General features: G+C 59.9%; 18 protein-coding genes. 8 read left to right on the top strand and 10 right to left on the bottom strand.

From position 1 onward, the window contains the following. The first annotated feature begins 5 nt into the window (after window positions 1-5). The 3 genes from VGG64_11465 (at window position 6) to VGG64_11455 (ending at window position 3,153) form a co-directional block, all read left to right on the top strand. Window positions 6-296 carry a hypothetical protein gene (locus VGG64_11465; protein ID HEY1600215.1) on the top strand — a complete coding sequence of 97 codons (291 nt, stop codon included), beginning with the start codon at window positions 6-8 and terminating at the stop codon, window positions 294-296. 1,076 nt (window positions 297-1,372) lie between these two features. Next, window positions 1,373-1,774: a cupin domain-containing protein gene (locus tag VGG64_11460; GenBank protein ID HEY1600214.1), complete on the top strand. Its 402-nt coding sequence runs from the start codon at window positions 1,373-1,375 to the stop codon at window positions 1,772-1,774. A gap of 209 nt (window positions 1,775-1,983) precedes the next feature. Continuing rightward, window positions 1,984-3,153 carry a TIM barrel protein gene (locus VGG64_11455; GenBank protein ID HEY1600213.1) on the top strand — a complete coding sequence of 390 codons (1,170 nt, stop codon included), beginning with the start codon at window positions 1,984-1,986 and terminating at the stop codon, window positions 3,151-3,153. A gap of 99 nt (window positions 3,154-3,252) precedes the next feature. Here the strand turns inward: VGG64_11455 and VGG64_11450 are convergent, their stop codons facing one another. Beyond that, window positions 3,253-4,533 carry a hypothetical protein gene (locus tag VGG64_11450; protein ID HEY1600212.1) on the bottom strand — a complete coding sequence of 427 codons (1,281 nt, stop codon included), beginning with the start codon at window positions 4,531-4,533 and terminating at the stop codon, window positions 3,253-3,255. A 504-nt stretch (window positions 4,534-5,037) separates the two neighbouring features. On the opposite strand from VGG64_11450, the gene VGG64_11445 reads away from it, so the two are divergent. Both VGG64_11445 and VGG64_11440 read left to right on the top strand, forming a co-directional pair. Continuing rightward, on the top strand, window positions 5,038-5,262 hold the full coding sequence (locus tag VGG64_11445) for a hypothetical protein (GenBank protein HEY1600211.1): 225 nt from the start codon (window positions 5,038-5,040) through the stop codon (window positions 5,260-5,262). A 347-nt stretch (window positions 5,263-5,609) separates the two neighbouring features. Beyond that, the gene (locus VGG64_11440; GenBank protein ID HEY1600210.1) at window positions 5,610-6,959 is read left to right on the top strand and encodes an aspartate aminotransferase family protein; all 1,350 of its coding nucleotides are present in this window, start codon (window positions 5,610-5,612) and stop codon (window positions 6,957-6,959) included. A 12-nt stretch (window positions 6,960-6,971) separates the two neighbouring features. On the opposite strand, the gene VGG64_11435 is transcribed toward VGG64_11440, so the two are convergent. Then, the gene (locus tag VGG64_11435; protein ID HEY1600209.1) at window positions 6,972-9,194 is read right to left on the bottom strand and encodes a DUF2092 domain-containing protein; all 2,223 of its coding nucleotides are present in this window, start codon (window positions 9,192-9,194) and stop codon (window positions 6,972-6,974) included. 158 nt (window positions 9,195-9,352) lie between these two features. Next, the gene (locus tag VGG64_11430; GenBank protein HEY1600208.1) at window positions 9,353-9,586 is read right to left on the bottom strand and encodes a hypothetical protein; all 234 of its coding nucleotides are present in this window, start codon (window positions 9,584-9,586) and stop codon (window positions 9,353-9,355) included. Window positions 9,587-9,861: 275 nt separating this feature from the next. Here VGG64_11430 and VGG64_11425 point away from each other — a divergent pair, with 275 nt between their 5' ends. The 3 genes from VGG64_11425 to VGG64_11415 all read left to right on the top strand — a co-directional run bounded on the left by VGG64_11425 (window position 9,862) and on the right by VGG64_11415 (window position 13,994). Then, window positions 9,862-11,997, top strand: a complete 2,136-nt coding sequence (locus VGG64_11425) for a redoxin family protein (protein HEY1600207.1) — start codon at window positions 9,862-9,864, stop codon at window positions 11,995-11,997. A 623-nt stretch (window positions 11,998-12,620) separates the two neighbouring features. Next, the gene (locus VGG64_11420) at window positions 12,621-12,908 is read left to right on the top strand and encodes an acylphosphatase (GenBank protein HEY1600206.1); all 288 of its coding nucleotides are present in this window, start codon (window positions 12,621-12,623) and stop codon (window positions 12,906-12,908) included. A gap of 150 nt (window positions 12,909-13,058) precedes the next feature. Next, window positions 13,059-13,994, top strand: a complete 936-nt coding sequence (locus VGG64_11415; protein ID HEY1600205.1) for a hypothetical protein — start codon at window positions 13,059-13,061, stop codon at window positions 13,992-13,994. A gap of 89 nt (window positions 13,995-14,083) precedes the next feature. Here VGG64_11415 and VGG64_11410 read toward each other — a convergent pair whose 3' ends face one another. From VGG64_11410 to VGG64_11380, 7 genes are all read right to left on the bottom strand, one after another. Continuing rightward, window positions 14,084-15,202, bottom strand: coding sequence for a Gfo/Idh/MocA family oxidoreductase (locus VGG64_11410; protein HEY1600204.1), 1,119 nt, complete (start codon window positions 15,200-15,202; stop codon window positions 14,084-14,086). Beyond that, on the bottom strand, window positions 15,199-16,005 hold the full coding sequence (gene lpxA, locus VGG64_11405) for an acyl-ACP--UDP-N-acetylglucosamine O-acyltransferase (protein ID HEY1600203.1): 807 nt from the start codon (window positions 16,003-16,005) through the stop codon (window positions 15,199-15,201). Before lpxA ends, VGG64_11410 begins: the two co-directional genes overlap by 4 nt. Window positions 16,006-16,126: 121 nt before the next feature. After that, the gene (gene lpxC / locus VGG64_11400) at window positions 16,127-17,002 is read right to left on the bottom strand and encodes a UDP-3-O-acyl-N-acetylglucosamine deacetylase (GenBank protein ID HEY1600202.1); all 876 of its coding nucleotides are present in this window, start codon (window positions 17,000-17,002) and stop codon (window positions 16,127-16,129) included. An 80-nt stretch (window positions 17,003-17,082) separates the two neighbouring features. Then, window positions 17,083-17,844 (bottom strand): OmpH family outer membrane protein, encoded by a 762-nt coding sequence (locus tag VGG64_11395; GenBank protein ID HEY1600201.1) that lies wholly within the window; start codon window positions 17,842-17,844, stop codon window positions 17,083-17,085. Window positions 17,845-18,161: 317 nt separating this feature from the next. After that, entirely contained in the window at window positions 18,162-19,655 is a 1,494-nt protein-coding gene (locus VGG64_11390; GenBank protein ID HEY1600200.1) for a hypothetical protein, read from the bottom strand. 61 nt (window positions 19,656-19,716) lie between these two features. Beyond that, window positions 19,717-20,283, bottom strand: a complete 567-nt coding sequence (locus VGG64_11385; protein HEY1600199.1) for a hypothetical protein — start codon at window positions 20,281-20,283, stop codon at window positions 19,717-19,719. A gap of 288 nt (window positions 20,284-20,571) precedes the next feature. Continuing rightward, complete coding sequence (locus VGG64_11380; GenBank protein HEY1600198.1) at window positions 20,572-21,330, bottom strand: DUF4339 domain-containing protein; 759 nt, start codon at window positions 21,328-21,330, stop codon at window positions 20,572-20,574. Window positions 21,331-21,430: the final 100 nt, after the last annotated feature.

Here is a 21,430-nt window from a genome sequence, read left to right as displayed (position 1 = left end):
ATCAAATGGCCATCGCCCTGGAGCATGACTTCACGCGGGAAAGCCTTGAATACATTGAACCCGTGAACGCGCCAAGGTTGCTGTGGCTTTTCGGCGAGAAAGGACAATACAGCATTCGGCTTGTAGTTTTGAATGAATTGACCATCGCCAACGAATATCACAGGGTTCAGCGACTATTTCCGGAGGCGATGATAAAACTCGTCTCCCCGCAGTTCTGGCCGGATGAATCACCTACTTCGCCAATGGGTGGCACGTCTTGGCGCACTTCCGGCACTCCTCTGCGCACTTCGCCATAATCTTGTCGTCTTTATGCTTTTCGCAGTCGGCGGCACATCGCTCGCAAGCCGCAGCACAGGCCGCCGCGATGATGGCAGTCGATGGCCCTTTACGCGCCGAGACTTTTGAACAGGCGGCACAGATGTCGGCGCAATCGAGGCAGGCCTTAAGGCAGTCTTTGACCGGCATGCTGTCGGCCAGAAGATCAATACAATGATTGACGCAGGCCGAACAAGCATCTGCGCACTCGTCACACGACTCGTCGCATTCTTCCGCCGGCGACTCGGCCAAAGCCATATTCGGTAGCGCCAGCATCCCTAGCGCGGATAGACTCGATAGCCATTTTCTACGATTCATACGAACCTCCGGGCGGCGCGCCGTTTGTCTGCCTCTTCCAAGAGACAAAGACCACGATCCAACAGGATTAATACGCATTGATCGACAATTCGATAGTAGATGCTGTTCCCCTCGCGGCGGCTCGCGACGATGCCCCGTAGCCGTTGACGCTGGTTCGATACGGCTTGTGGGGTCATTTCAAGTTCGCCCGCTAAGTCGCCAACACAAATCTCGCGATGTTTGGCGATAGCATGCAGCAATCGCAGGCGGGTATCGTTCGCTAAAACCTTGAACAAGTCTTCCAACGCGGAAGCCTGTGGGGCAGTTAAAGTCGGACGATCACGGAGCGAGGGTTTCGGCGTGCATCTCACAGTATTACACTATCTAGTGTAATAGTAAAAGTCAAGCCACAAACAAAGTGATTGCTGACAATAAAGAGTTGCCTTCGGTACTTTCATCGATCAGTGACGAACGTTTTCGATCACCCGCCGTCGAAATAGTACGCAACCCACAAATCGACGATGAGAAACAGAATCTAAAACGTGACTGCTCTCACAGATGTGTCGACGTGCTGACCCAAGAAACAATGGCCCACAGGGCTGGAGCTGTGCCGGCTGGTTCACAACATTGCACCCCTTTCCCTCGCGTAGGTGTAGAATGTCCGACACATGGCCCGCGAGTTGCGGTGCGAAGGGCCTGCATCGGCACCAGCGTCAAGTCGTCGTCGACCGTCGGCTAAATTAGAAAGGTACGAATTGATATGTCGTTCAATCACATCCAACCCGGCGAGTTAGTGTCATTGGTCCTCGGCGAGAACATCACGGGCGCGAAAACGTCCACATTGGTGAAGACCAATCAACTGGAAGTGATTCGATTGGTGCTGCCCGCCGGCAAGGAAATCCCTACACACAAGGTGACCGGCCCGATCACGGTGCAATGTTTGGAGGGGCGCATCGCATTCACCGGCACAAAGCGACAGGAGTTGGCCGCGGGCGATTTCTTGTACCTCGCAGAAAACGAGCCGCACGCGCTACGGGGCCTGACCGATGCGACGGTGCTGGTCACGATCTTGCTCACGCCCCAAATCACGGCCGAGCCTTTCGACGTGGTGCAAGAAGCCTCGGAAGAGTCGTTCCCGGCCAGCGACTCGCCGGCGTATTAAACGGCTGTAGAGTTTGCTCGATTTGCTGGGTTCACGACTCGACTCGACAGAGGCAGTTGCGCCCGCCACCCGACAACAGACTACTGCCCGACACGATCGGCTCCCCTGCCCTGCCCCTTTTGCAAACTCGCGCCGCGGACCGTAAGATGCTCCGCTTGGAGCGTGGGCGCCTCGCGCCGCATGTCGCAACGAACTCGGAGAAACGTGTCGTGGGCCATCATCAAACGAAAGAGCATCGCTGGGGACGTTCGTCATACCATCAAATCGGCCTGGTGCGTGGGCAGTTTGGCAACGTGCCCGAGCAGCGCTGGCTGGATTGGCTGGCCGAGACTGGCTTCGACGGTTGGGAGGAAGCCAGTTGGGAGCTGGCGCTCGATCGTTGCGGTGACGATGCCGGAGCGCAGAAGTACGCCGAAGAGCGGGTTGCGCTCGCGCGTAAGCGTGGGCTGGAGATCTTTTCGATCGCCGGCCACTTGCAAGGCCAGGCTCTGGGAGACGAGCCCACGGCGAAAACGTTGCAGTTCCTCGGCGGCGAAGCGGTCGAAGCTTATGGCCGCTGGCGCAGCGCTGGCAATAATCCACCACGCACCGATCCGTTCTTTGTGCCGGACGATGTCGGCCAGATCGCGCACAAACAGGCCACCCAATCGCTAGTCAATATGGTGCGTCTGGCGCACTTCATGGGCAAGCTGCAAGATCGCGTGGTGCCGGTCTCGGGTTTTGTCGGCTCGCCGGCCCATTGCTGGTCACACTGGTTCCTGTTCCCTCCGCTTCCTTCGTCGTTAGGGGGTCACCCGATTCCCGACGTTTATAAAATCAGCCTGGAACTGTTGGTGGAACGCTTCGCCCCAGTATTCCAAGCCTGTCTGAAGTACGGCACCACCTACGATCTGGAATGCCACCCCAGCGAACGTGCGATGGGAGATATTTCGAGCGCCGGGGACTATCTGCGCGCGGTCGACGCAGCCGGTTTTGCCAAGGCGGCCGGCTTCAACTTCGACTGTTCGCACATGGAATGGCAAGGCGTGTCGGGCGTACACTTCATCCGCGAGTATGGCGACCGTATCCATTGCGCCCACATCAAAGGGGTGCAAGTAATCGATGGCTACACCCGTAGCGGACGTTTGGGAGGGCATCACCCAATGGGTGACAAGGAGAATGGCTGGAACTTTGTCACAGCCGGCACCGTCCGCGACGCCACCAAGATCGAAGAGTTATTTGTCGAGCTGAACCGCGCCGGATTTAGCGGTGGGGTATCGATCGAGTGGGAGGACAACGACGTCGAGCAGCACGCCGGCGCGAAACAAGCCCTGGCCAACGTACATCGCGCCGATCAGCCGCCAAGCCTGATGCGTCATGACGAGCAACTGAAAGCCTGAGCGGAAATGTGCATACGGAATGAGAAATGGTGAACGGAAAAGATGCCGCCCGCTGCAGCAAACGTTCCGCCCGAGTTATCATTCATCATGTTGCGTTCATTATTCCGTACTCTCGCCGTCGGCCGCCGTGACGGCGGGCAGGTGGATCAGTTCGCGTCGCACCAGCGACATGATCGCGCCAGAGCCACTGAAATAATCCCAGCCGTGGCGGCGGTGTAGCTGCGGCTGCACGTTGATTTGCGTAATCTTGGCCCGTTCGGACCCGAGCCGACGCGGCGCAGCAAGCCCCGTGGCTCCCAAGGCCTCGGGTCCGTGGCCGCCCCACAGGCGTGGATAGAAGTGCAGGACGAAGTCCGTCGGATTGAACAAGATCACCATCCGTTCGACCTGCGACAGAGCATGCTGATGACGCATGCCGGGCAGAAGCCAGTTGTTGGCGATGGCAGCGCCCAGCAAGATCACGTTCGCAGGATCGCGATCCGGATGTTGCCGCTCTACCAGCTGGCGTCCGTCGAGCGTGCCGCCCCCCAGATAGTGCAACCCGCTGGTGACCACGCCGGCGCCGTAGCTGTAGCCCCCTAGGCTGACGGGAGTCTGCGGCCCAAGATGGTCGATAAACTGGGCTAGGTAATATCCTTCGACGGTCGTGCGGCAGGCTTTCAGCTGAGCGTCCTTGCGATAGCGCGGAATGACGCGCTCGCTTGGCCACGACCAAATCACGAGCCGCGTGGGGGGCATATCGCAGCGGCTGGTCAGCAACGAGCGATACAGCGATCGCCCGCGCGACTCGGCCTCGGAGGCGTCGGTGTCATTGCCATGAATAAAGATGGCCGTGGTCCGCGCGTTGTCGTCGGTGGATAAAAACTCGGCCAGCGACGATTTGATCCAGCCTCGGCCGCAGATGAATTGTTCGACCGTGGGATTGAAGTCGGCCACGCATTGGCCGCAACTTGCTCCGCGCAGTCCACGCGTGCTGACCACCCATAGCTCGTGTCCGTGTTGTTCGCCCGCGGCGAAACCCGCCAGATCAGCGTCCTCGCAAGCAGAATTGCCGGACGTGGATTCAACAACCGAAGCGTTATCAGCAGGCGAAGCATCGCTGCCCGCCACGATCGCTTCGACGGGCGACGAATTCTCTTTGCCGACGAACACGCTGAGGTTCGCCGCACTGTCAGCAAGTCCAATGAATCGAATCAGGCTGCCGCCAGAGAACGACGTCAGGGCAGCCGCCGCGACTTCGTCGTCGGCATGGCAATCGCGATCGACGGCAGCGAGATCTCCCGGTTCGACTTCCGAAACCGATGACGTCGCTAGCGTGGGGCCGGCATCGTCAGCGCGAACGGTCAAGACCAGCCAGCCGGCAAGCAGCGCGTGACACACGACAGCGCACGCCATTAGGCGGGCGGCCGTTCGTCGTGGGCCGAACGAGGTGAAGGTAAGCACGGTCTGGTGCATTTGATGCTGTCAGATTCGATCGATGCAGGTGGGACGCCTGCCGTGTGATTTCTACTGCCTTCAAGGACCGCTCGTGCAATCATCCCGTTTGCACTTGTTGTACTGCCTGTACCGCAAAACGCCAGCATCGAGTTGGCCGGACCTGTGCCGGCGAGGCACGGCCTGACGACTGTGGGGGTGATGCCAAGTGTTGCGGTCATCCACCGGCGGCACGTGCATGTGCCGATGGACCGCTTTCGCGCACGGTATGCGTTGGCAGCTATCTACAGTTCGTAATTCTGCGCGCGCCTTCTGCACATGCGTAGGAAATCTGCAACGTTTATCGCGCAAAAAATCATCGCGTTGCGTTTGCACATCACAGGGCGTGGGGTAGAGTTGTTCGACCCGCAGCCTCGCCGTGATCCGCAGTTTTTACCGGAGGTGCGATTCATGAAGTTGCTACTTGTTTTGACGGCCGCAGCGGCCGTGATGGCCAGTTCGACTGGTTGTTTCCACTGGTTCAACCGCGGCGGCTCCTGCCAAAGCGCCCCCACGTACAGTGCGCCCGCTTGCGGTGCGCCGGCAGCGACCTACTCTGCCGATCCGTACATGGGTGCTCCGGCCGCCGCCACGATTCCGCCAGGAGCAACCTACGTTCCAGGCCCCCAGGGCTAAGCAGCTCGCTCGCCGCGAGCGCGCCGTGGCCCGCTGTACGAACAGCATCGCGACGATCCGTCGTCGAGATGCCGACCAGAGCTCGGGCAATGCGGCGCAGCGCGGGCGACAATCTCGTCTGCGTCAAACGTGCCCTGTCACCGCATACAACCCGCGAGGCTGCCGCCGCAATCCTGAAAGCGGCGCCTCGCGGGTATGTGTCCGGTTTGTTAGCGAGTTTTGCCGTGCGGTGTGCAAGCGGTAGAATGGCGGCTTCGTCATTTCATCCCCTGCACGCCGCGCGCGACCTTGCGCCGCGTCGTGCCACTGGCTGCCCCAGTGACATCTCGAGACGTACGAGCGCACACATGCCAGACGACCTCTCGCGCGATCAAGCGCACCTGATCCATCCCCTGCACCGCCCCGCCGCGCAAAAGCACGCGCACGAGTGGGTGGCAGGACGCGGCCCCATCCTCATCGACCAGTCGGGCCGCGAGTTCTTCGATGGCCTGGCCGGGCTGTGGAATGTGGTCGTCGGGCACGGGCGCACCGAATTAGCCGAAGCCGCTGCGCATCAGATGCAAAAGCTGGCCTTTGCGACCGGCTATGCCGGCAGCACCAATCATCCGGCCATTGCGTTGGCCGAACGTCTGGCCACGCTCACCTATCCGTCGATCAATCGCTTCTTCTTCACATGTGGCGGCGCCGAGTCGAACGAATCTGCTTTCAAGACCGCGCGCTATTTTTGGTACATGAACGGCAAGCCCGGCAAAACGAAGATCATCGGCCGCCAATGGGGCTATCACGGCACGACTTTGGCGGCCATGTCGGCGACGGGCATCGCCTCTTACTGGCCGATGTTCGAACCGCGCGTGCCCGGCTTCTTGCATATCGCGAGTCCCTATCCCTATCGCTTCCAACCTGCTGCCGGCACCGCCGCCAACGACCCGCGTACACCCGGTGTAATGGCGGCCGACCTGTTGGAAGAAGCCATTCTGCGCGAAGGCCCAGACACCGTGGCGGCCTTTCTGGGCGAGCCCGTGCAAGGCGCCGGCGGCGTGATCGTACCCCCGGACGACTACTGGCCGCGCATCCGCGCCATTTGCGACCGGTACGATGTGCTTCTACTGGCCGACGAGGTGATCACCGGTTTCGGCCGCACCGGCGCTTGGTTTGGCCTGTCGCGTTACAAAATCGAGCCCGATATTGTGGCGTTCGCCAAAGCCATCACCAGCGGTTACTTTCCGCTAGGTGGAATCGGGATCAATGACCGCGTTGCGGCCACGATCGATAATGCACCCGATGATAAAACCTGGATGCACGCCTTTACGTACTCGGCGCACCCGGTTGGCTGCGCCGTGGCGCTGGCGAATCTGGACATCATCGAGCGCGAAGGACTCGTCCAGCGTGCCGGCGAGCTAGGCCAACGGCTGTTGGCGGGCCTCAAGACACTCGCATCGCATCCGCACGTAGGTGATGTACGTGGCCTGGGACTTATGGCAGCAGTGGAGTTCGTCGCCGACAAGAGCACCAAGGCCGAATTTCCCGCCACGGAGAAAGTCGGCCCGCGCGTCCATGCCGCCACGCAAGAGCGGGGCCTGTTCTCGCGCCTGCGCGGAGACGTCTACAACCTGGCCCCGCCGTTTATTACGACGGATGCCCAAATCGATCGCATGGTCGAAATCCTTGGCGAATCGATCCGGGCCGTGCTGGGCTAAAGGATGTGAGATTTATTTATCGGCGAGCTTGTACGCCCTCAGCGCACTTCCCGTCGCTACGATTAATAGCGGCGAGACGTCCCTAGCCGAGAGCCAGGCCACGTCGCTTCGTGCGCCTTGTCCTGGGGCCTGGCCGATCTGTTGGCCGTTGAGTACGTTAACGACGCGTACCGACCGATCGGCCAGCGCGATGGCCAGCCAGGGCTTCTCTAGCGCGGTCATCGCGCTCTCGACCCGCGCCGGGATGTCGAGCTTCCACTGCCTGTCCCCCTTTTCATTCAATCCCACGACCATTTCTTTGGGCTGCCCCGTTCCGGCCACGATGATTAGGTCCAGGGACTTTTTGTCCTTGGCGTTGTGCCACGTGCGGACCATGTGACCATAAAGTCCCGGATCCAAGTCGTAGCGATGCTTTCCGTCGGCGCCGAAAATATGCACCTTGCCAACGGCCGACGTGGTGAGAACCTCCGGCGCCCCGTCACCAACGACGTTGCCGGCTGTGACGTGCCAGACGTTTCCGATCGAGTTGTTCGACCAGAGTAGGTTTCCCGTATTGTCGAGCACGTGCAACCCGGTCGCGCCGTTGTAACCAATGACCACTTCGTCGAGCCCGTCACCATTGAGATCGACAGTCCAGACGTCGTCGACGCCTTGTCCCTTGGCGTATGACCAAAGCAGTTCGCCGGCGATCGTGTGCGCCTTGACCGCCGGTCCCCACGTTGTGAACGTCACCAACTCGCGGACTTTATCCCCTGCCAGATTCGCCGCGCGGATAAACGTTGGGTTGTCCAGGATTTTGTTGTTGGCGACTTCTTCTCCTTGCGCATTGAATGTGGCCACTTGCCCACCCGGGCCGACGGCGTACACCAGATCGTCGTTCGCCAGCGAGACGCCGGTCCATGCTCCATCGCGCGACCAGGCGAGCTCCATACCTTCGGCCGCCTGGCCAGACGCTTTTGCCGCGGCCGCTTCGCGCGTTTGTTGGGCGAGATCCTTGCCCGCCACCAGGTCGTCTAATTCTTTGCTCAAGCGCGTTTCCAAATCGGGCAGCAAACCCACGTGTACGACTTGCACAGTGCCGTCTTTGCCAACCAGGACGGTTTGCGGAATCCCCTCAGCACGATACAGCTTGCCGATCTCGCCGTCGCGATCGAGGATAACTGGTAGATCGAGCTTTTGATCGGCCAGGAATTTACGCACATCGTTGGGCTCTTCTTCGAGGTCCACGGCGTAGAAGACGACCCCCTTGTCGCGATATTTCTTGGCCACTTTTGCGATCGTCGGCAAAGCCTTGCGGCACGGTCCGCACCAGGTTGCCCAGAAATCGAGAATGACGACGTCCTTATCGCGATGCCGCGCGAGGTCGGTCTGGCCACCGGTCAGTCGCTCGAGCGTAAAGGCAGGCGCCACCATTCCCAGCAACGGATGAATGGTCTCTTCTCCCCCCTCGCCAAACAAATGGTCGACCTTTTCCCAGTCGACTGCTGGCGTGAACACAAATTCGTCATTGGTCCACTTGGGCTGCAGATTCCAATCGCGAAATGCAAAGCTGACAAAAACCTTGATGTCGGTTCCTGCGGCGTTGCCAGCGGCAAAAGTCTTGGCTGGATCGCAGGTCAGTTTGCGTACCAGCGGCCGATCCCCCGAGTCGATCCAAATCTCCCAATCGTATTCCTGCTGCTCGAAATGAAATCGAAGACAATCGTGTCCGTCGATCTTCTCGCTCTTCGCAGTACGGGCCAGGGTAACGCCCGCGAGCAATCCTTCGTAAGCGTCCTCGGAAAACAGTGCGTGAAAAAATGGCTCCGCCATTCCCAAGCCGATCATCGCCACGGCCGGGTCGGCGAAGACTTCGTCGATCTCGCCTGGCGCGGCGCCGATCGCGTACTTCTTCAGCGCGTCAACTCCGCGGGCGAATTGTTTGCCATCAGAAACGAGAGTGACGCCCGAATCGCCCTCGATCAGCCGTACCGCCACGCGCTGGGGGCGCGCGACCGATACGCCGTATTTGCTCGTCATGGATTCCTTGACCCCTTTGGATTCCACGCGGGCGTCGGCTTCGATCACCAGCCGGAACTTTTTCTGCTGTTGCAGAAACTCGGCGGATTTACGCAGCGCCTGCTCGATCTGGGCATCGAGTTGTAGAGGCTTGTCGTCGGCATCCAGCCGACCTGCAATAACCAGGGTCAACGCCACGCTCAAGGCAAATACCAAGGGGCGATCGAACCGGATCATGGTCGGCTCCTATTTCTGCTAAGTACTGGCCCGAGAGGACGCCCGTTAGCCTACTGCGGCGCCGAAACGGCCACAATTGCCGCAACCGATCGGTTGAATCGAGCGATCTTGCCAAAAAAGCGCGCGACACGCTGCCAGGATGGCGCGACAACGGACGTTCAACCGAACGCCACCACAACCACGAGCGCAAGTAGCGAAACGGAAAACGCCGCAATAGCGGGCCCATAGCGCCAGCGGCGTAACAAATATGCCGTCGTGCCCATGCCCCCCAGCAACAGGACGAACGCCAGCGGAAAGGTCTTGTTGGGCCCCTCGCGGCGCGCGTCGGGCAGCGCCGCGATCCGCGAGATTATAAAAACCCACACCGCGACCATCGCGGTCCAAAGCAACATGCGACGGGTCGTGAATTGATATCGCGCGGCTAGCATTCCGCGATCATACCGCGCCCAAAAACCAGACAAAAGCGTCTGCCGCGCGGCCGACTGCAATACCTCTTATCCACATGGCAAGGATGCCACCGGCGGCAATCCCATTTCAAATCGATAGAATGAAGGTACCGCCACGCTCTCTTGACTGCTGGCCGTGTTAGAATGGCAGGCGTCGGCCAAATCCTTCGCCGCGATTCTTGCAACGCACCTTGGAAAATGAGGGCACCACGATGCAATCGATGGCAGACGTTCGTCTCGCGGCCACCGTAGTCTTACTGTGTTTGTTCGGCTGCCATGATTGGACGACGCACGCTGCATTGGCTGCTCCCGCGGCAGAGTTGGGTCGAGTCGTGATTCACGCGCTCGACGAGCAAGGCCAGCCGCTCGCCGGTGTAACCGTGACCCAGTTCCGGTTTGACCAGAACGTACGAAGATGGAAAAGCAACAACCGCGCGGTCACCACGGATGAGCAGGGCGTCGCGCGGTTCGATGCGTTACGCCCGGGCCAGTCGTATGTTTTCCGGGTCGCGGGCAAGGACGGTCTACTGGGATTCAAGGATTGTGGAGTTCTCGACAAGAATGCCAACTTGGATCTTGATGCAATTCTATCACCGTCGCAAACAGCGACGATTCAGGTGCGCGACGCGCAAGGACGTCCGATTGCCGGCGCGACAACCTGGTCGATCAAACACAGTGGACAGAACGGTTCGATTACACTTACGGCGGCGACGCTGGACATGCTCGATGTCCCACTGCCAGTCAGCGTTGCCAATGGCCAGTTGCTGCTGCCTGGCTTGCCCGCCGGAAAGATCGACGTCCATTTAATCCATGCCGAATATGCTCCGGCCAAGATTGCGGCATTTACCGTAGGACCGCAGGCGGCGGTCGAGGCGGTCTTGGAACCCGGCGTCAAATTGACGCTGGAAATCGACGCCGACGCCGCGACGCCCACTCCCCATGCCATGTCGATTGACCTGCGCCACGAGCCCTTTGACAGTCCCTCGACGCTTATTGGAGACCTGCCTAGCTGGCGGGGCGAGAAGACGGCGCAACTCACCGTGGCAGTCGGCAAGTACAGCTGGCTACGGCTGACGCATCCAGACTTTTTGGTGCTTCCATCCTATTCGAGCATCTATGGTACTTCAGTCGCTGATAACGCCGAGCCGATGGAGTTCGCGGCTGGCAATGACCTATTCACGTTCAAAATCGTCCCCAAGGTCACGCTCAGCGGTCGCGTGGTCGACGAAACCACGGGTAAGCCCCTAGCCGATCAGAGCATTCGAGGCCAGGTTGCTGCGCAGGCCACGGGCCCTATGGCGCGCTTCGCCACTCGGTGGACGCACGCGGATTGGGCCGAAACCCACCCCAGCGGCCGGTATCACTTGAAGGTTGCTCCCGGCCCGGTGCAGATCTCTTTCAACGGGCAGGGCTTTATTTCCCAATCCGAGAAATACCTGGTGGACGTTGCCGCGGATGGATCAACCGAAGCTCCTGATATTTTGGTTCGGCCAGTGCCAAAAGTACACGGCACCGTGCTCGACGAAGCGGGCCAGCCCTTAGCTCGCGCAGTGGTGCGCTTTCGTGGTTCGATGTTGGCCTACTATGTCATGCCGGTGGCTACCGACGACGAAGGACATTTTGATTTGTCGCCTCCGTGGATCCCCGTCAACTTGAAAACGCATGATCGGGAACCTGCTCAAACCATTGTGGCGTTCGATCCCTATCGGCCGTTAGCGGCCGAGGCGCAAGTGCGGCTCGATGATGCCGCGTCAACCGCCAACGTTGTGTTGCGCATGCGATCGCAAGATTACGGCTCGACGATCACCGCATACCCGGCCGATCTCAACGAGTGGCAGCGCGGCATTATGCCGGCCGATCAGAAGGAGCACCTATCGGCCATTTCTCTCGGCGGCAAACCAGCGCCCGAACTGGACGGCATGTTGTGGTTGAACAGCGACAAGCCAAACACATCGCTGGCCGATTTTCGCGGCAAGTACGTGCTGCTGCAATTCTGGACAACCTGGTGCGGACCCTGCCACAGTGACCTTCCGTCAGTCAAACTCGCTTATGACTTATATAAGGACAAGGGGCTGGTCGTCGTTGGCTTTCATGACAACTCGATGCCAATCGATGCCATCAAGCAGGACGTACTGAAAGAGGGACTGAACTATCCCATCGTTGTCGATCACTCTGATGGGCGCATTCTGGCGCGATACAAAGAGCACGGCATTTCCGGCTACCCGAGCTACCTGCTGCTCGACCCCGACGGAAAAGTAATCTACGACGATACGACCATCGCGGCGCCTGCATTGCGCAGTTTCAAAATCGAGTTGATCCGCAATCTGGTAATGGGCGGACCCAGGCAGGGACACTAGCCACGCCGGGCTCACTCCGGCATGAGAACCGCACAGGCCCGGGCAGAGACTGGCGGATCTGCGACTCCTATTTCGTCGAAAGTCGCCGAGTTCCGCCGCTGGTTAATCGATCGCGTTGCAACCGCGCGCTTGCCGGATTAGGCTAGTTTATATGGTAAGAAAAGGCGGACTCGCATTCTCGATCGGACGTATCTTGCCTCGTGGCGCCAGAATGCCGCGAAGCACTCGGGGTGGCTTGGTGGCCTTCCTACTTGTGCTGTGTGCCGTGCTGTTCATCTTGGTACTGGCGAGCAGCGCGCTGCTAGGACCGTAGTGACCCTCGGGCGACGTCCAAGTTAGACGGTCAGGCGTACCGCGGCGTGCGCATGTACGGATCTTGGTGCAGTTCTGCCCGATGGTTGATCGCACGCATTCCGTCGACGGCCTGGCTCATCCAGAATTGATCCGTCGGTATCCAGTCCATGATACTGCCAGCCAGTTCGCCGCTGGCCAGGAGTCTGGCTCGACCTTATACTCGAAGTCTTGGGTTCCGTGCCCAGCCGGCTTCCGCTCGCAACGATCGGGACCGCGCACGCCGCAGTTTGGTGGGCCAGGAAAAGTAAGCCGCAAAAAGGTGTGCTGCGTTGGCTGATTCGGCTGAGCAAGTGCGGCGCGATGTGTTGTTTCAAGGTCGGGTGCAGGGGGTCGGCTTTCGCTACACGGCGCGGCAGATTGCCGGTCGTTTTCGCATAACTGGCTACGTGCAGAACTTGCCGGACGGCCGCGTGCGATTGGTCACCGAGGGGTCCCCGGGCGAGGTCGACCGGTTCTTGGCGGCCCTGGCTGCCGAGATGGCCGACAACATTCACGGTCAACAGGTCGACGGCGGGCCCGCCAGCGGAGAATTTTTGAACTTTGAAGTGAGAAGGTAAGTAGTAGTCGGTAGCCAATAGTTATTCGCTTGACCCGCAGCGACTAAACCATCGGCGGGTCGGGGGAGCCATGACGAACGTTCACGGCCTGCTCTTTCCCGCTGACCTGAATATTGAATACCGAAATCTGACGACAGGATTTCCATGCATATGCACCCACCCGTTCTGTTCGCCGCCATCATCAATTGGGTCGAACCGCTGTGGATCGTGGCCGTCGGGGTGGCCGCGCTAACGGCCTTATTCTTCGCCATCTATTTCCTGCTGGTGCTGGTCGCACCCAAAGTCGCGGCCATCGCCCACACTACAGCCAAGGAAGCTTGGGCACAGCCGTTGTTCTGGGTCGTGTTGGTGTTGGGCGCCGTGTTGCTGATGGTGTTCCCCTTTATCCCGTACTACACGCTCGGCGAAGACGTGAAGATGATCAAGGACTCTGGTTTAGCGCTGATCACTGTACTGTCTGTGATCTTGGCGGTCTGGACGGCTAGCGTCTCGGTGTCCGACGAAATTGAAGGGCGCACGGCCCTGACATTGTTGAGTAAGCCTGTCGGGCGGCGCCAGTTCATCCTTGGCAAGTTCCTGGGCGTGCTGGCCCCCACGGCTTCGGTCTTCCTGGTTCTGGGCGCCTTGTTCCTGGCGACGATTTCTTACAAGGTAAAGCACGAAGCCCGCGAAACCTCGAACCCCGAACCATCCGCCGCCGAGTGCCAGACCGAAATGCTGCAGATTGTGCCGGGCTTGGCCTTGAAATTCATGGAGGCCACGATGCTGGCCTCGATTAGTATCGCCTTGTCGACGCGATTGCCAATGCTGCCGAACCTGGTGATCTGCGTGACGATCTATGCGTTGGGGCACCTGGCGCCGGTGTTTGCCAATGCCTTCCGCGAATCGCGGTTGGTATCGTTCTTCGGACAGTTCATCGCCACGGTGCTGCCGAATCTGGATGATTTCGACATTCCGGCAGCCGTTTCCACAGGGCGAATCGTGCCAATGGCCTATCTGGCCTGGGCAGCTGTCTACTCGCTGCTGTACAGCACGGTGGCCATGGTGCTGGCCCTGCTGATGTTCGAGGACCGCGACCTGGCGTAAAGAGAATGCTGATCGAACGCGGCTAACGCTGATCAGCCACGCTTAGCCGCGAGCAGCAGAGACGGACGCCTGTCAGCAGGGCAATTGCCTCAGCCAGCTTCGCGACGTTCGACCGGCGACGTCGAGGGCTTTTTGCCCCAATGCGGTCCCGGAATGATCTGTCGAGAGGGGGCCACCTGTGGGCCGACCACGCCGTCGGGGGTGCCGTCCCAGGCATGACGAGCGATCTTGGCCAGCACGCGTTCTGCCACATCGACCGCATCGCGGCCCGCTTCTCCCGTTACTTGTGGTGCGCGCCCGGTCTGAATGCTCTCGGCAAAATCCTCGAGTTCAGCCGTGATCGCGTCGCGCGGCACCGACGTCAGTTGCTCGACGGGCAAGTGCTCGGTGAGCAACTTGTCTTTGAGAGCGTCCCGTTCGGCAGGCGCCAGCCGTTCGATATCGACCTCGCGCCGCAAGATGGCGGCGCTGGGACGGATTACCGAAGCAACCCGGGCGCTAAAATCGAGACTCGCCATCGTGCGCGCCGACCAGACGTCCATCGTGCGTGCCGGCGAGCGGCTGGCGCGCGAGGCACTTAATTCGGCTACGCAGCCATTTTCGAATGCCAGTCGAGCGTTTGCCACATCTTCGTGTCGGCCAAACAGTGCCAGGCCCAGTGCCTCGACCTGCCTTAGCGGCGAACGAACCAGCGACAACACCAGGTCGATGTCGTGGATCATCAGGTCCAGGACAACCCCGATGTCGGTCGATCGAAAAGAAAAACCCGAACGTCGCACGGCCGAGATGTACTTGGGCGCGCCGACATGCGGCAACGCGGAAGCATAAGCAGGGTTGAAACGCTCGACATGGCCTACTTGCAATACCGCACCGTGACGTTTGGCCAGATCCACGAGCGAGCATGCTTCGTCGTAGGTCGAAGCCAGCGGCTTTTCCACCAACAGATGAACGCCCTCGGCCAATAGCTCGCTGGCCACCTGATGATGAAAGCGGGTTGGCGTGGCGATCACGGCTGCATCGATCGTGCCGCGTAAGTCGCGAACGTTGCGGAAGCCCGGCGCTTGAAAATCGGCCGTGGCGCGATCAAGATTTTCCGCGATCGGATCGACCAGCCCGACCAGTGAGAATTGCGGCAGGCCGGCCAGGATCCTGGCATGAATCCTACCCAAATGCCCTACCCCGACCACGGCCACATTGACCGGCTTCAAGAGGCTCTCCTGCGCTCGCGAGCGCGGCCGTGTTTGCCCTCTTGCTGACGCTCGATGAATGCCAGCAAATCGGTCACCTCGGGCGTGATCTGGTCGTTGCCGCGAAGAATCTCGCGGGCGTGCGCCAAACCCACTTTGGCCCGGAACAATAGCCGATGCGCCTCGGCCAGGCTATCGATGGACTCGGGCGAGAAGTTGTTTCTTTTCAGCGCCACCACGTTAATGCAGCGCGGTCGCGTGGGATGCCCATCCACGAGCATAAACGGCGGAACATCGTGCAACACACGGCTCATGCCGGCGACAAACGCGTACGATCCAATGCTGGCGTAGTGATGAACACCCACGGCTCCAGAAATCGACGCGTGGTTGTCGACATGTACATGTCCACCCAGCAACGTTCCGTTGGCGATGATGATGTGGTCGCCCAGGCGGCAATCGTGCGCCACGTGGCTGCAAGCCATGAGGAAGTTGTGGTTTCCTACCGACGTGATGCCGTCTTCCTTCTCGGTCGCACGATTGATCGTGACACCCTCGCGGAAGCAATTCGAATCGCCGATCACGACCTGAGTGTCGCTACCCTGATAGCTGATGTCCTGCGGCTCGCCGCCGATCACCACGCCTGGGTAAAGATGATTGTTCTGACCGATTGTAACGTGCCCCATGATGGTCACGTTGTTTTCGAGTCGCGTTCCCTTGCCGATGCGAACGTGCGGGCCAATGACGCAGAACGGTCCAATTTCGACATCGACGTCGATTTCGGCGCGAGCGTCGATCGCCACGTGCTCAGAGACGTAGGTAGCCATGACCGATCAGCTCCGCGCCCCTGCGGTTTCGAGCGACGCCTTTGTCGCCAGCCGCAGTACAGTTTTCCGAAGTAAGGAATCGCATTGACTCTGCCATCGACGCAACGCAAGCCCGGCGTTATTACGCCGAGCGGCGGCGCGCCGTCACCATGTCTCCCTCCATCAGCAGCACGCGAACCAGTTCCGCATTCAGCCGATGGCCGCTGCGATGCGCCACGAAGTGCCCGACCAGGTCGCAGCCGGCCAGCGCCAAATCACCGACCAGATCGAGTGCCTTATGACGCACGCATTCGTCGCGAAATCTTAGCTCGTTGTCGATCGGCCCCTCGGCATCGAAAACCAACAGGTCCTTGGTCGACGCGCGGCTGCCCAACCCCTGGGCGACGAGCCAATCGGCCTCACTTTTCAGCATGAACGTCCGGCTCGGCGCCAGTTCACGGCGAAACGAGTCGGGCGTGATCGGCAGCGTCAGCGTCTGACGACCGATAGCGGTGCTCGACCCATAGTCGATGCGGAACTTGACCGACATTCCCGGACCAGCCGAAGGGCGGGCCTCGATCCAACTATCGATGTCGCCCAGCCTGGTGACCTCGCGGACCACCAAGGTCGTGCGATCCGCATTCTGATTCACTACGCCCGCGTCGGAGAGGGCTTCGACAAACGGCAAGCTCGATCCGTCGCAGCCGGGCATTTCCACCGCGTTGACCCATACTTCGCAATTGTCGATGCGCAGCCCGGCCAAGGCGGCCATGATGTGCTCGACCATTTCCACACTGGCGCCTCCGGCGCGTAAAGTGGTGCGCCGCGGTGTTTCCACGCGCTGCGCCACCGTAGCCGGAATCTTCAGCGGCTTTGGCAAATCATCTCGTACGAATACGACGCCCGTATCCGGCGCCGCGGGGCGAAACTCGACGCGTACGTCACGCCCACTCCAATACCCGAAGCCCGCGACGGTCGCCGACCTCTCGATGGTGCGTTGCTGTCTTGGAATGTACATCAGGCTGGTTTAGCGAACTGGAATCCGGAATGAGAACAGAGAACAGAGAACCACGAAGCCGCATGCCCGCCGGCCGGTAATTATTGCCGGCGCGGCTGAACGCCAGTCCGTTGCGCTGCGGGGTTATTACCACCGGGTCGCACGGGCTGTCCCTTCATTTTCTCAAGTATGATGGGCGTGATGTCCATGCTGTGGTTGTAATACAGCACCATCTTTTGCATCTCGCGCATAATCTCGTCGGGATTGTCCTTGTTGGCTTCGTCGCCGTTGAACTTCAGGACCAGGCCAATACGATTGACTTCGGCATAGTAGCGAACTTCGGCCAGAATCTGCTGATAGACCTCGTAGTAGATTCTGGCTTCCGCCTCTTGAAATTTCTTCTTGGCGATGTTGATGTCAACGCTCAGGCCTGCCTGGCGCTTGGTGATCTCTTCTTCGAGTTTCTTGTAGTCGGGGCTGCCGCGTTGCAGCTCTTCGAGCTGGACCATGATCTTCTGGATGGCATCGCGTTTGGACTTGAAATCGTTTTCCACTCCCTCGGCCTCGCGACGCAACTCCTCGAGCCGTTGATTGAATCCGCCGTGATTCTTCAGGATGTACGGCAGGTCGATAATCGCGACGCTGGCAGCGGCGCCCGTGTGGCCTTGCGGATGGTGCGCTGGTGCTGCTCCGGAGGGGGCGCCACCGTTCGGTACACCGCCACCCTGTGCGGGTCCGGCTGTACCTTGGGGCGGTCCTGCGGGACGCAGAGGTTGCTGCGGGGCCTGAGCGAGAGAAACGCTGGTCGCAGCCAGCGCTGACACGAGTGCCGCGATCGTACTTCGGCGAAGGGAGTGGATCACTTTCAGCGCTCCTTGCTGTTTCTGCTACTTCTGCGTCGGTCGCGCGTCTTCCTGACGTCTGCTCCGGCCGCAGGGCCAGCGACTGGCTAGATGGGGGTCACTGGCGAGGCGGTATTGTGCCGACAAGCGCCGGAGACGTAAAGGCCAGAAAATCGGCAGATTTACGACTCGAGAAATGTTTTGCGCGGCGCGGCGCGGCGAACCTTTGCGCCTTTCGGCGCAGCAGTTTACATCAATGCCGTGCCGGCGAGGACTGATCCCATCGGGCCTCACCAGTCGCCTCGGCTACGGTACTCATGCGCGTCGGCGGCGCGTATTTACCCCGCCGCCATGCCCCGGTCGAACGCCTCTTGATCGCGCTCGTACAGTGCCAGCACCGACTCGAACGTCGGTCCCGAAATCTGCCAGACTGGGTTTTCGTCCGTATGGGCGTTAGAGTGGGCGACGAAGACGCGATAGAGAAATTTGAACAAATGCCGCGGCACACGCAGCGTGCGCAGGGCCGCGATCAGTCGCCGATCGTCGACCGTGTCGTCGAACAGGTTTCGCAGCGACGGCGTCCGTCCGTCGATGGCGCAGGCCTTGAGTCTTGCGTTGGCGACGTCGTACAGGGCCTCCCCCGTCCAGTCCAACGAGGGGATCATGTTTTGTTTGTCGAGTCGCGCTCGCTGGTAGAAATCGCGATCCTCGCGCTCGATGAAGTAAGACAACTCGATGGGCAGCAACAGCTTGAACCCCAGGCCAGGATGCTTGAGAAATTTATTGTCCAGTAACGGCCACAATAGCCCGCGCATGCGGTCGGCCGCGCCATTGACGAAATGCGGCTCGTCGACGCGATCGACCAGGACCACCACGCCCGTAAAACCCAAGCCGGCCAGCACGCCTTGAAATTTCACGAGTAGCTCAAAGCGATCGTCCGTTCGATCGCGCTCGGGCAACGGCTGCCCGGCGAGCTGATCTGTGGTGAAGTTCATGAGCACCTGGCGCAACGGATTGACCTCGCGCTTGATCACGCGCAATTGCCGTGCCACGCGGCGTGCCCGCCACATCCAGCGTGTAGCGCGCACAACCCAGGGAATCCAAGCCGCCGCCATCACGATGTAGGGCCACGGCGTGCCCAACCACGACCAATCTTGCGCGGCGCCGATGGCCGTCAACACGGCGATCACGACGACAAAGCCCAACGCAGCAGGCCACCGCGCCCGCCACGTACGAAAGCGCAACTTGCGACGCAAGCGGTGCCATCGCCGCCGAGGCGCTTCGGCCATCGACCGATCGTAACACGCCGCCAGCAACAACAGATCACGTGCCTGGTGCCGATCGAGAAGGCCTGTCTCTAGCGGACCAATATCGGCCGGCGAAGGATTTTGTTGCTTTGGCCCATCCAAGATGCGATCCACCAGGCGCGTAACGCCCAGCGACAATATCGCATCCATATGATCCCACAACTTCCATTGCGACAAGACCTGGTCTTTGCGAATCGCCCGGGCGCTGACGCGCTCGACAAAGCGGTCAAGAAAGGGGTTGAAGTCGTCGTATTCGATGACGAACAACCGCTGATTGGGATTCTTGCGGTTGTACTCGGTCAGATGTCGCACGATTTGCAAACGCAAGGCCGTCTTGCCCGACCCCTTTTCGCCGAACACGATCGAGGTGGCCGGCTCGGCCGGATCGCCGTACACCTTGTCCCAACTGGGATGGTAGGTACTGTAGATGCAATGATCCTTGAAAACCGGATCAGTCTGGGCATCTTCTTCCGAGAACGGATTGACGCCGATCCCGTGATGGTCGAGAAACTGTTGAATTTTCATCGTTTAGCAGGCTGACCAGACGTGAGGGAATTCGGCCTCCATATGGCGCGGTGAGAAGCCGTTATTTTTGCTTCAAGCTGTCGAGCATCTTGCCAAACGCTTCGGAATTGTCGGTGACCGTCTTCTGCGGCCCGTAGAACTTGAAAAAATGGCTGCCGTTCTTCTTGGTCTCGACAATGGCGGCCAGCATGCGGTAGTTCGGACGCTCGACACCCGGCGCCATGGGCCCAGGACGATCCATATACGTGCCAGAGAGGTCCACGATAGTCACCTCCTGGCCGGCAATCGTTCGCTTCTCGATTTTAGCTCGGTCTTTGGTGCTCGCGCCGTCGGGCTGGGTGAATTGGTCGTACCACCGCTGAATATTGGCCTCAATCCCACCCCCGGCCCCCATGACCGTCATACGGCCATCCTGTTCATCCCCCTTGGCGGCCGGAATGGCGAACTCGTGCTCCACGATCCGCGTCCGCGGCTCGCGGCTGATCCAGGCCGCTGGCGCGGTCAATTGGTAGGCTCCCCCGACCACAAAAGTTTTTGCCGCCTGATCAGCGCTACGAGCGGTCGAAACAGTCGAGAACAGCGCCGAACAAAGCAGGATTAATGTGAGACTCTTGCTGAGATATTTCATGGCATTCAGCTCCTGGGTGCCGGAGAAGGCGACGTGAATCGCAGAAGAACAAGTTCGTCGAATTGTATCCTACGGGCGAGCCCCAGCCAACGAGCGATCACGGTGCAAACGGGATTCCAAAACAGCCTATCGGGCAACAATCGTCGCTGACATGTAGCCCGTGAATCTGTTGCACGTGGTGAAAGGGCCAGATGGTAAACAGGGTAAATCCATTAAGTCGCGCCCGCAGTCGCGACTTTGAATGCATGCGAGCTTGTAGTCCGGCAGCAAGAAACGTGTGCCCTCACGCTATTGATGCATCAATACATAAATCAGCACGGGCAGCAGCAGCGCGATCAATGTGCCGAGCAAAACGACGACCAAATTCCGTTGATCTCGAACACGACGCGCGCCGGGACGACGGGCGGCGCCTCGTTGCGCGACCGGCGCCGGCATGGAATCATCGACGGTCAAAACCACTGCCGGTATCTCGGCCACGGCATTCGATGTTGACATCGCTTGGGGCGCGGTATTTGGTGCTGGGACAGCCGTGGAGCCTGGGATGGCTAGTGATGACAGTTGGGGGAAAACACTGACCGCCGATCGCCATTGCTGCCAGCCCTCGCGCCATATCATCGAGTCGGCCGAGATACGCCCCTCGTTAATCCAGGCACGCATCATGTCACCCGGAGCCGGTCCGTACTTGGTGATTGATCCGGAGGGCAGAACATACCATTGTAAGTGCGGTCCCTCGGCGATCGGATCATACGACACGGACCGCGCCTCGCCAGGCGGCGGCGTCCGCACCGACGTGGCAATGTTCGCTGTTGCCGCGCCAGCGGTCGAGCTAGATTGCACAAGCGCAGTCGCAACGGACGGCGCATTGTCGACGAGGACGGGCACTTCCACCGCAATGGCAGTCCCGTCGTCCGCTTGCGCAGGACCACCGGGCGTGTTGGGAATCTCGATTCTTCCCTGGCAATGCGGACAAACCCCGCGCTTGCCAGCGAGGTAGTCCTTCACGTGCAGCACGTGGCCGCAATGGACACATTCGAATTTAATGCCCATGCTTTTCGCTCGAGGCTGCGACAACAGCTTCGCGCCCCCAAGGCGCACCGGTTTCTTACAAGATAAAGATTATAACAATCCAGGCAGTGGCGAAACCGCA

This window comes from Pirellulales bacterium (assembly GCA_036490175.1).
In the GTDB taxonomy this organism is placed as follows: Bacteria; Planctomycetota; Planctomycetia; order Pirellulales; family JACPPG01; genus JACPPG01.
The sequence above is the reverse complement of the archived record's forward strand: the minus strand, read 5'-3'. Positions and strand labels throughout refer to the sequence as shown.

What these genes read in the sequence shown, in the direction of transcription:
- VGG64_11465 (HEY1600215.1), top strand. Translation starts at nt 6, where the DNA reads ATGGCCATCGCCCTGGAGCATGACTTCACGCGGGAAAGCCTTGAATAC.
- VGG64_11460 (HEY1600214.1), top strand. Translation starts at nt 1,373, where the DNA reads ATGTCGTTCAATCACATCCAACCCGGCGAGTTAGTGTCATTGGTCCTC.
- VGG64_11445 (HEY1600211.1), top strand. Translation starts at nt 5,038, where the DNA reads ATGAAGTTGCTACTTGTTTTGACGGCCGCAGCGGCCGTGATGGCCAGT.
- VGG64_11440 (HEY1600210.1), top strand. Translation starts at nt 5,610, where the DNA reads ATGCCAGACGACCTCTCGCGCGATCAAGCGCACCTGATCCATCCCCTG.
- VGG64_11435 (HEY1600209.1), bottom strand. Translation starts at nt 9,194, where the DNA reads ATGATCCGGTTCGATCGCCCCTTGGTATTTGCCTTGAGCGTGGCGTTG.
- VGG64_11430 (HEY1600208.1), bottom strand. Translation starts at nt 9,586, where the DNA reads ATGTTGCTTTGGACCGCGATGGTCGCGGTGTGGGTTTTTATAATCTCG.
- VGG64_11425 (HEY1600207.1), top strand. Translation starts at nt 9,862, where the DNA reads ATGGCAGACGTTCGTCTCGCGGCCACCGTAGTCTTACTGTGTTTGTTC.
- VGG64_11415 (HEY1600205.1), top strand. Translation starts at nt 13,059, where the DNA reads ATGCACCCACCCGTTCTGTTCGCCGCCATCATCAATTGGGTCGAACCG.
- lpxA (HEY1600203.1), bottom strand. Translation starts at nt 16,005, where the DNA reads ATGGCTACCTACGTCTCTGAGCACGTGGCGATCGACGCTCGCGCCGAA.
- lpxC (HEY1600202.1), bottom strand. Translation starts at nt 17,002, where the DNA reads ATGTACATTCCAAGACAGCAACGCACCATCGAGAGGTCGGCGACCGTC.
- VGG64_11390 (HEY1600200.1), bottom strand. Translation starts at nt 19,655, where the DNA reads ATGAAAATTCAACAGTTTCTCGACCATCACGGGATCGGCGTCAATCCG.
- VGG64_11385 (HEY1600199.1), bottom strand. Translation starts at nt 20,283, where the DNA reads ATGAAATATCTCAGCAAGAGTCTCACATTAATCCTGCTTTGTTCGGCG.
- VGG64_11380 (HEY1600198.1), bottom strand. Translation starts at nt 21,330, where the DNA reads ATGGGCATTAAATTCGAATGTGTCCATTGCGGCCACGTGCTGCACGTG.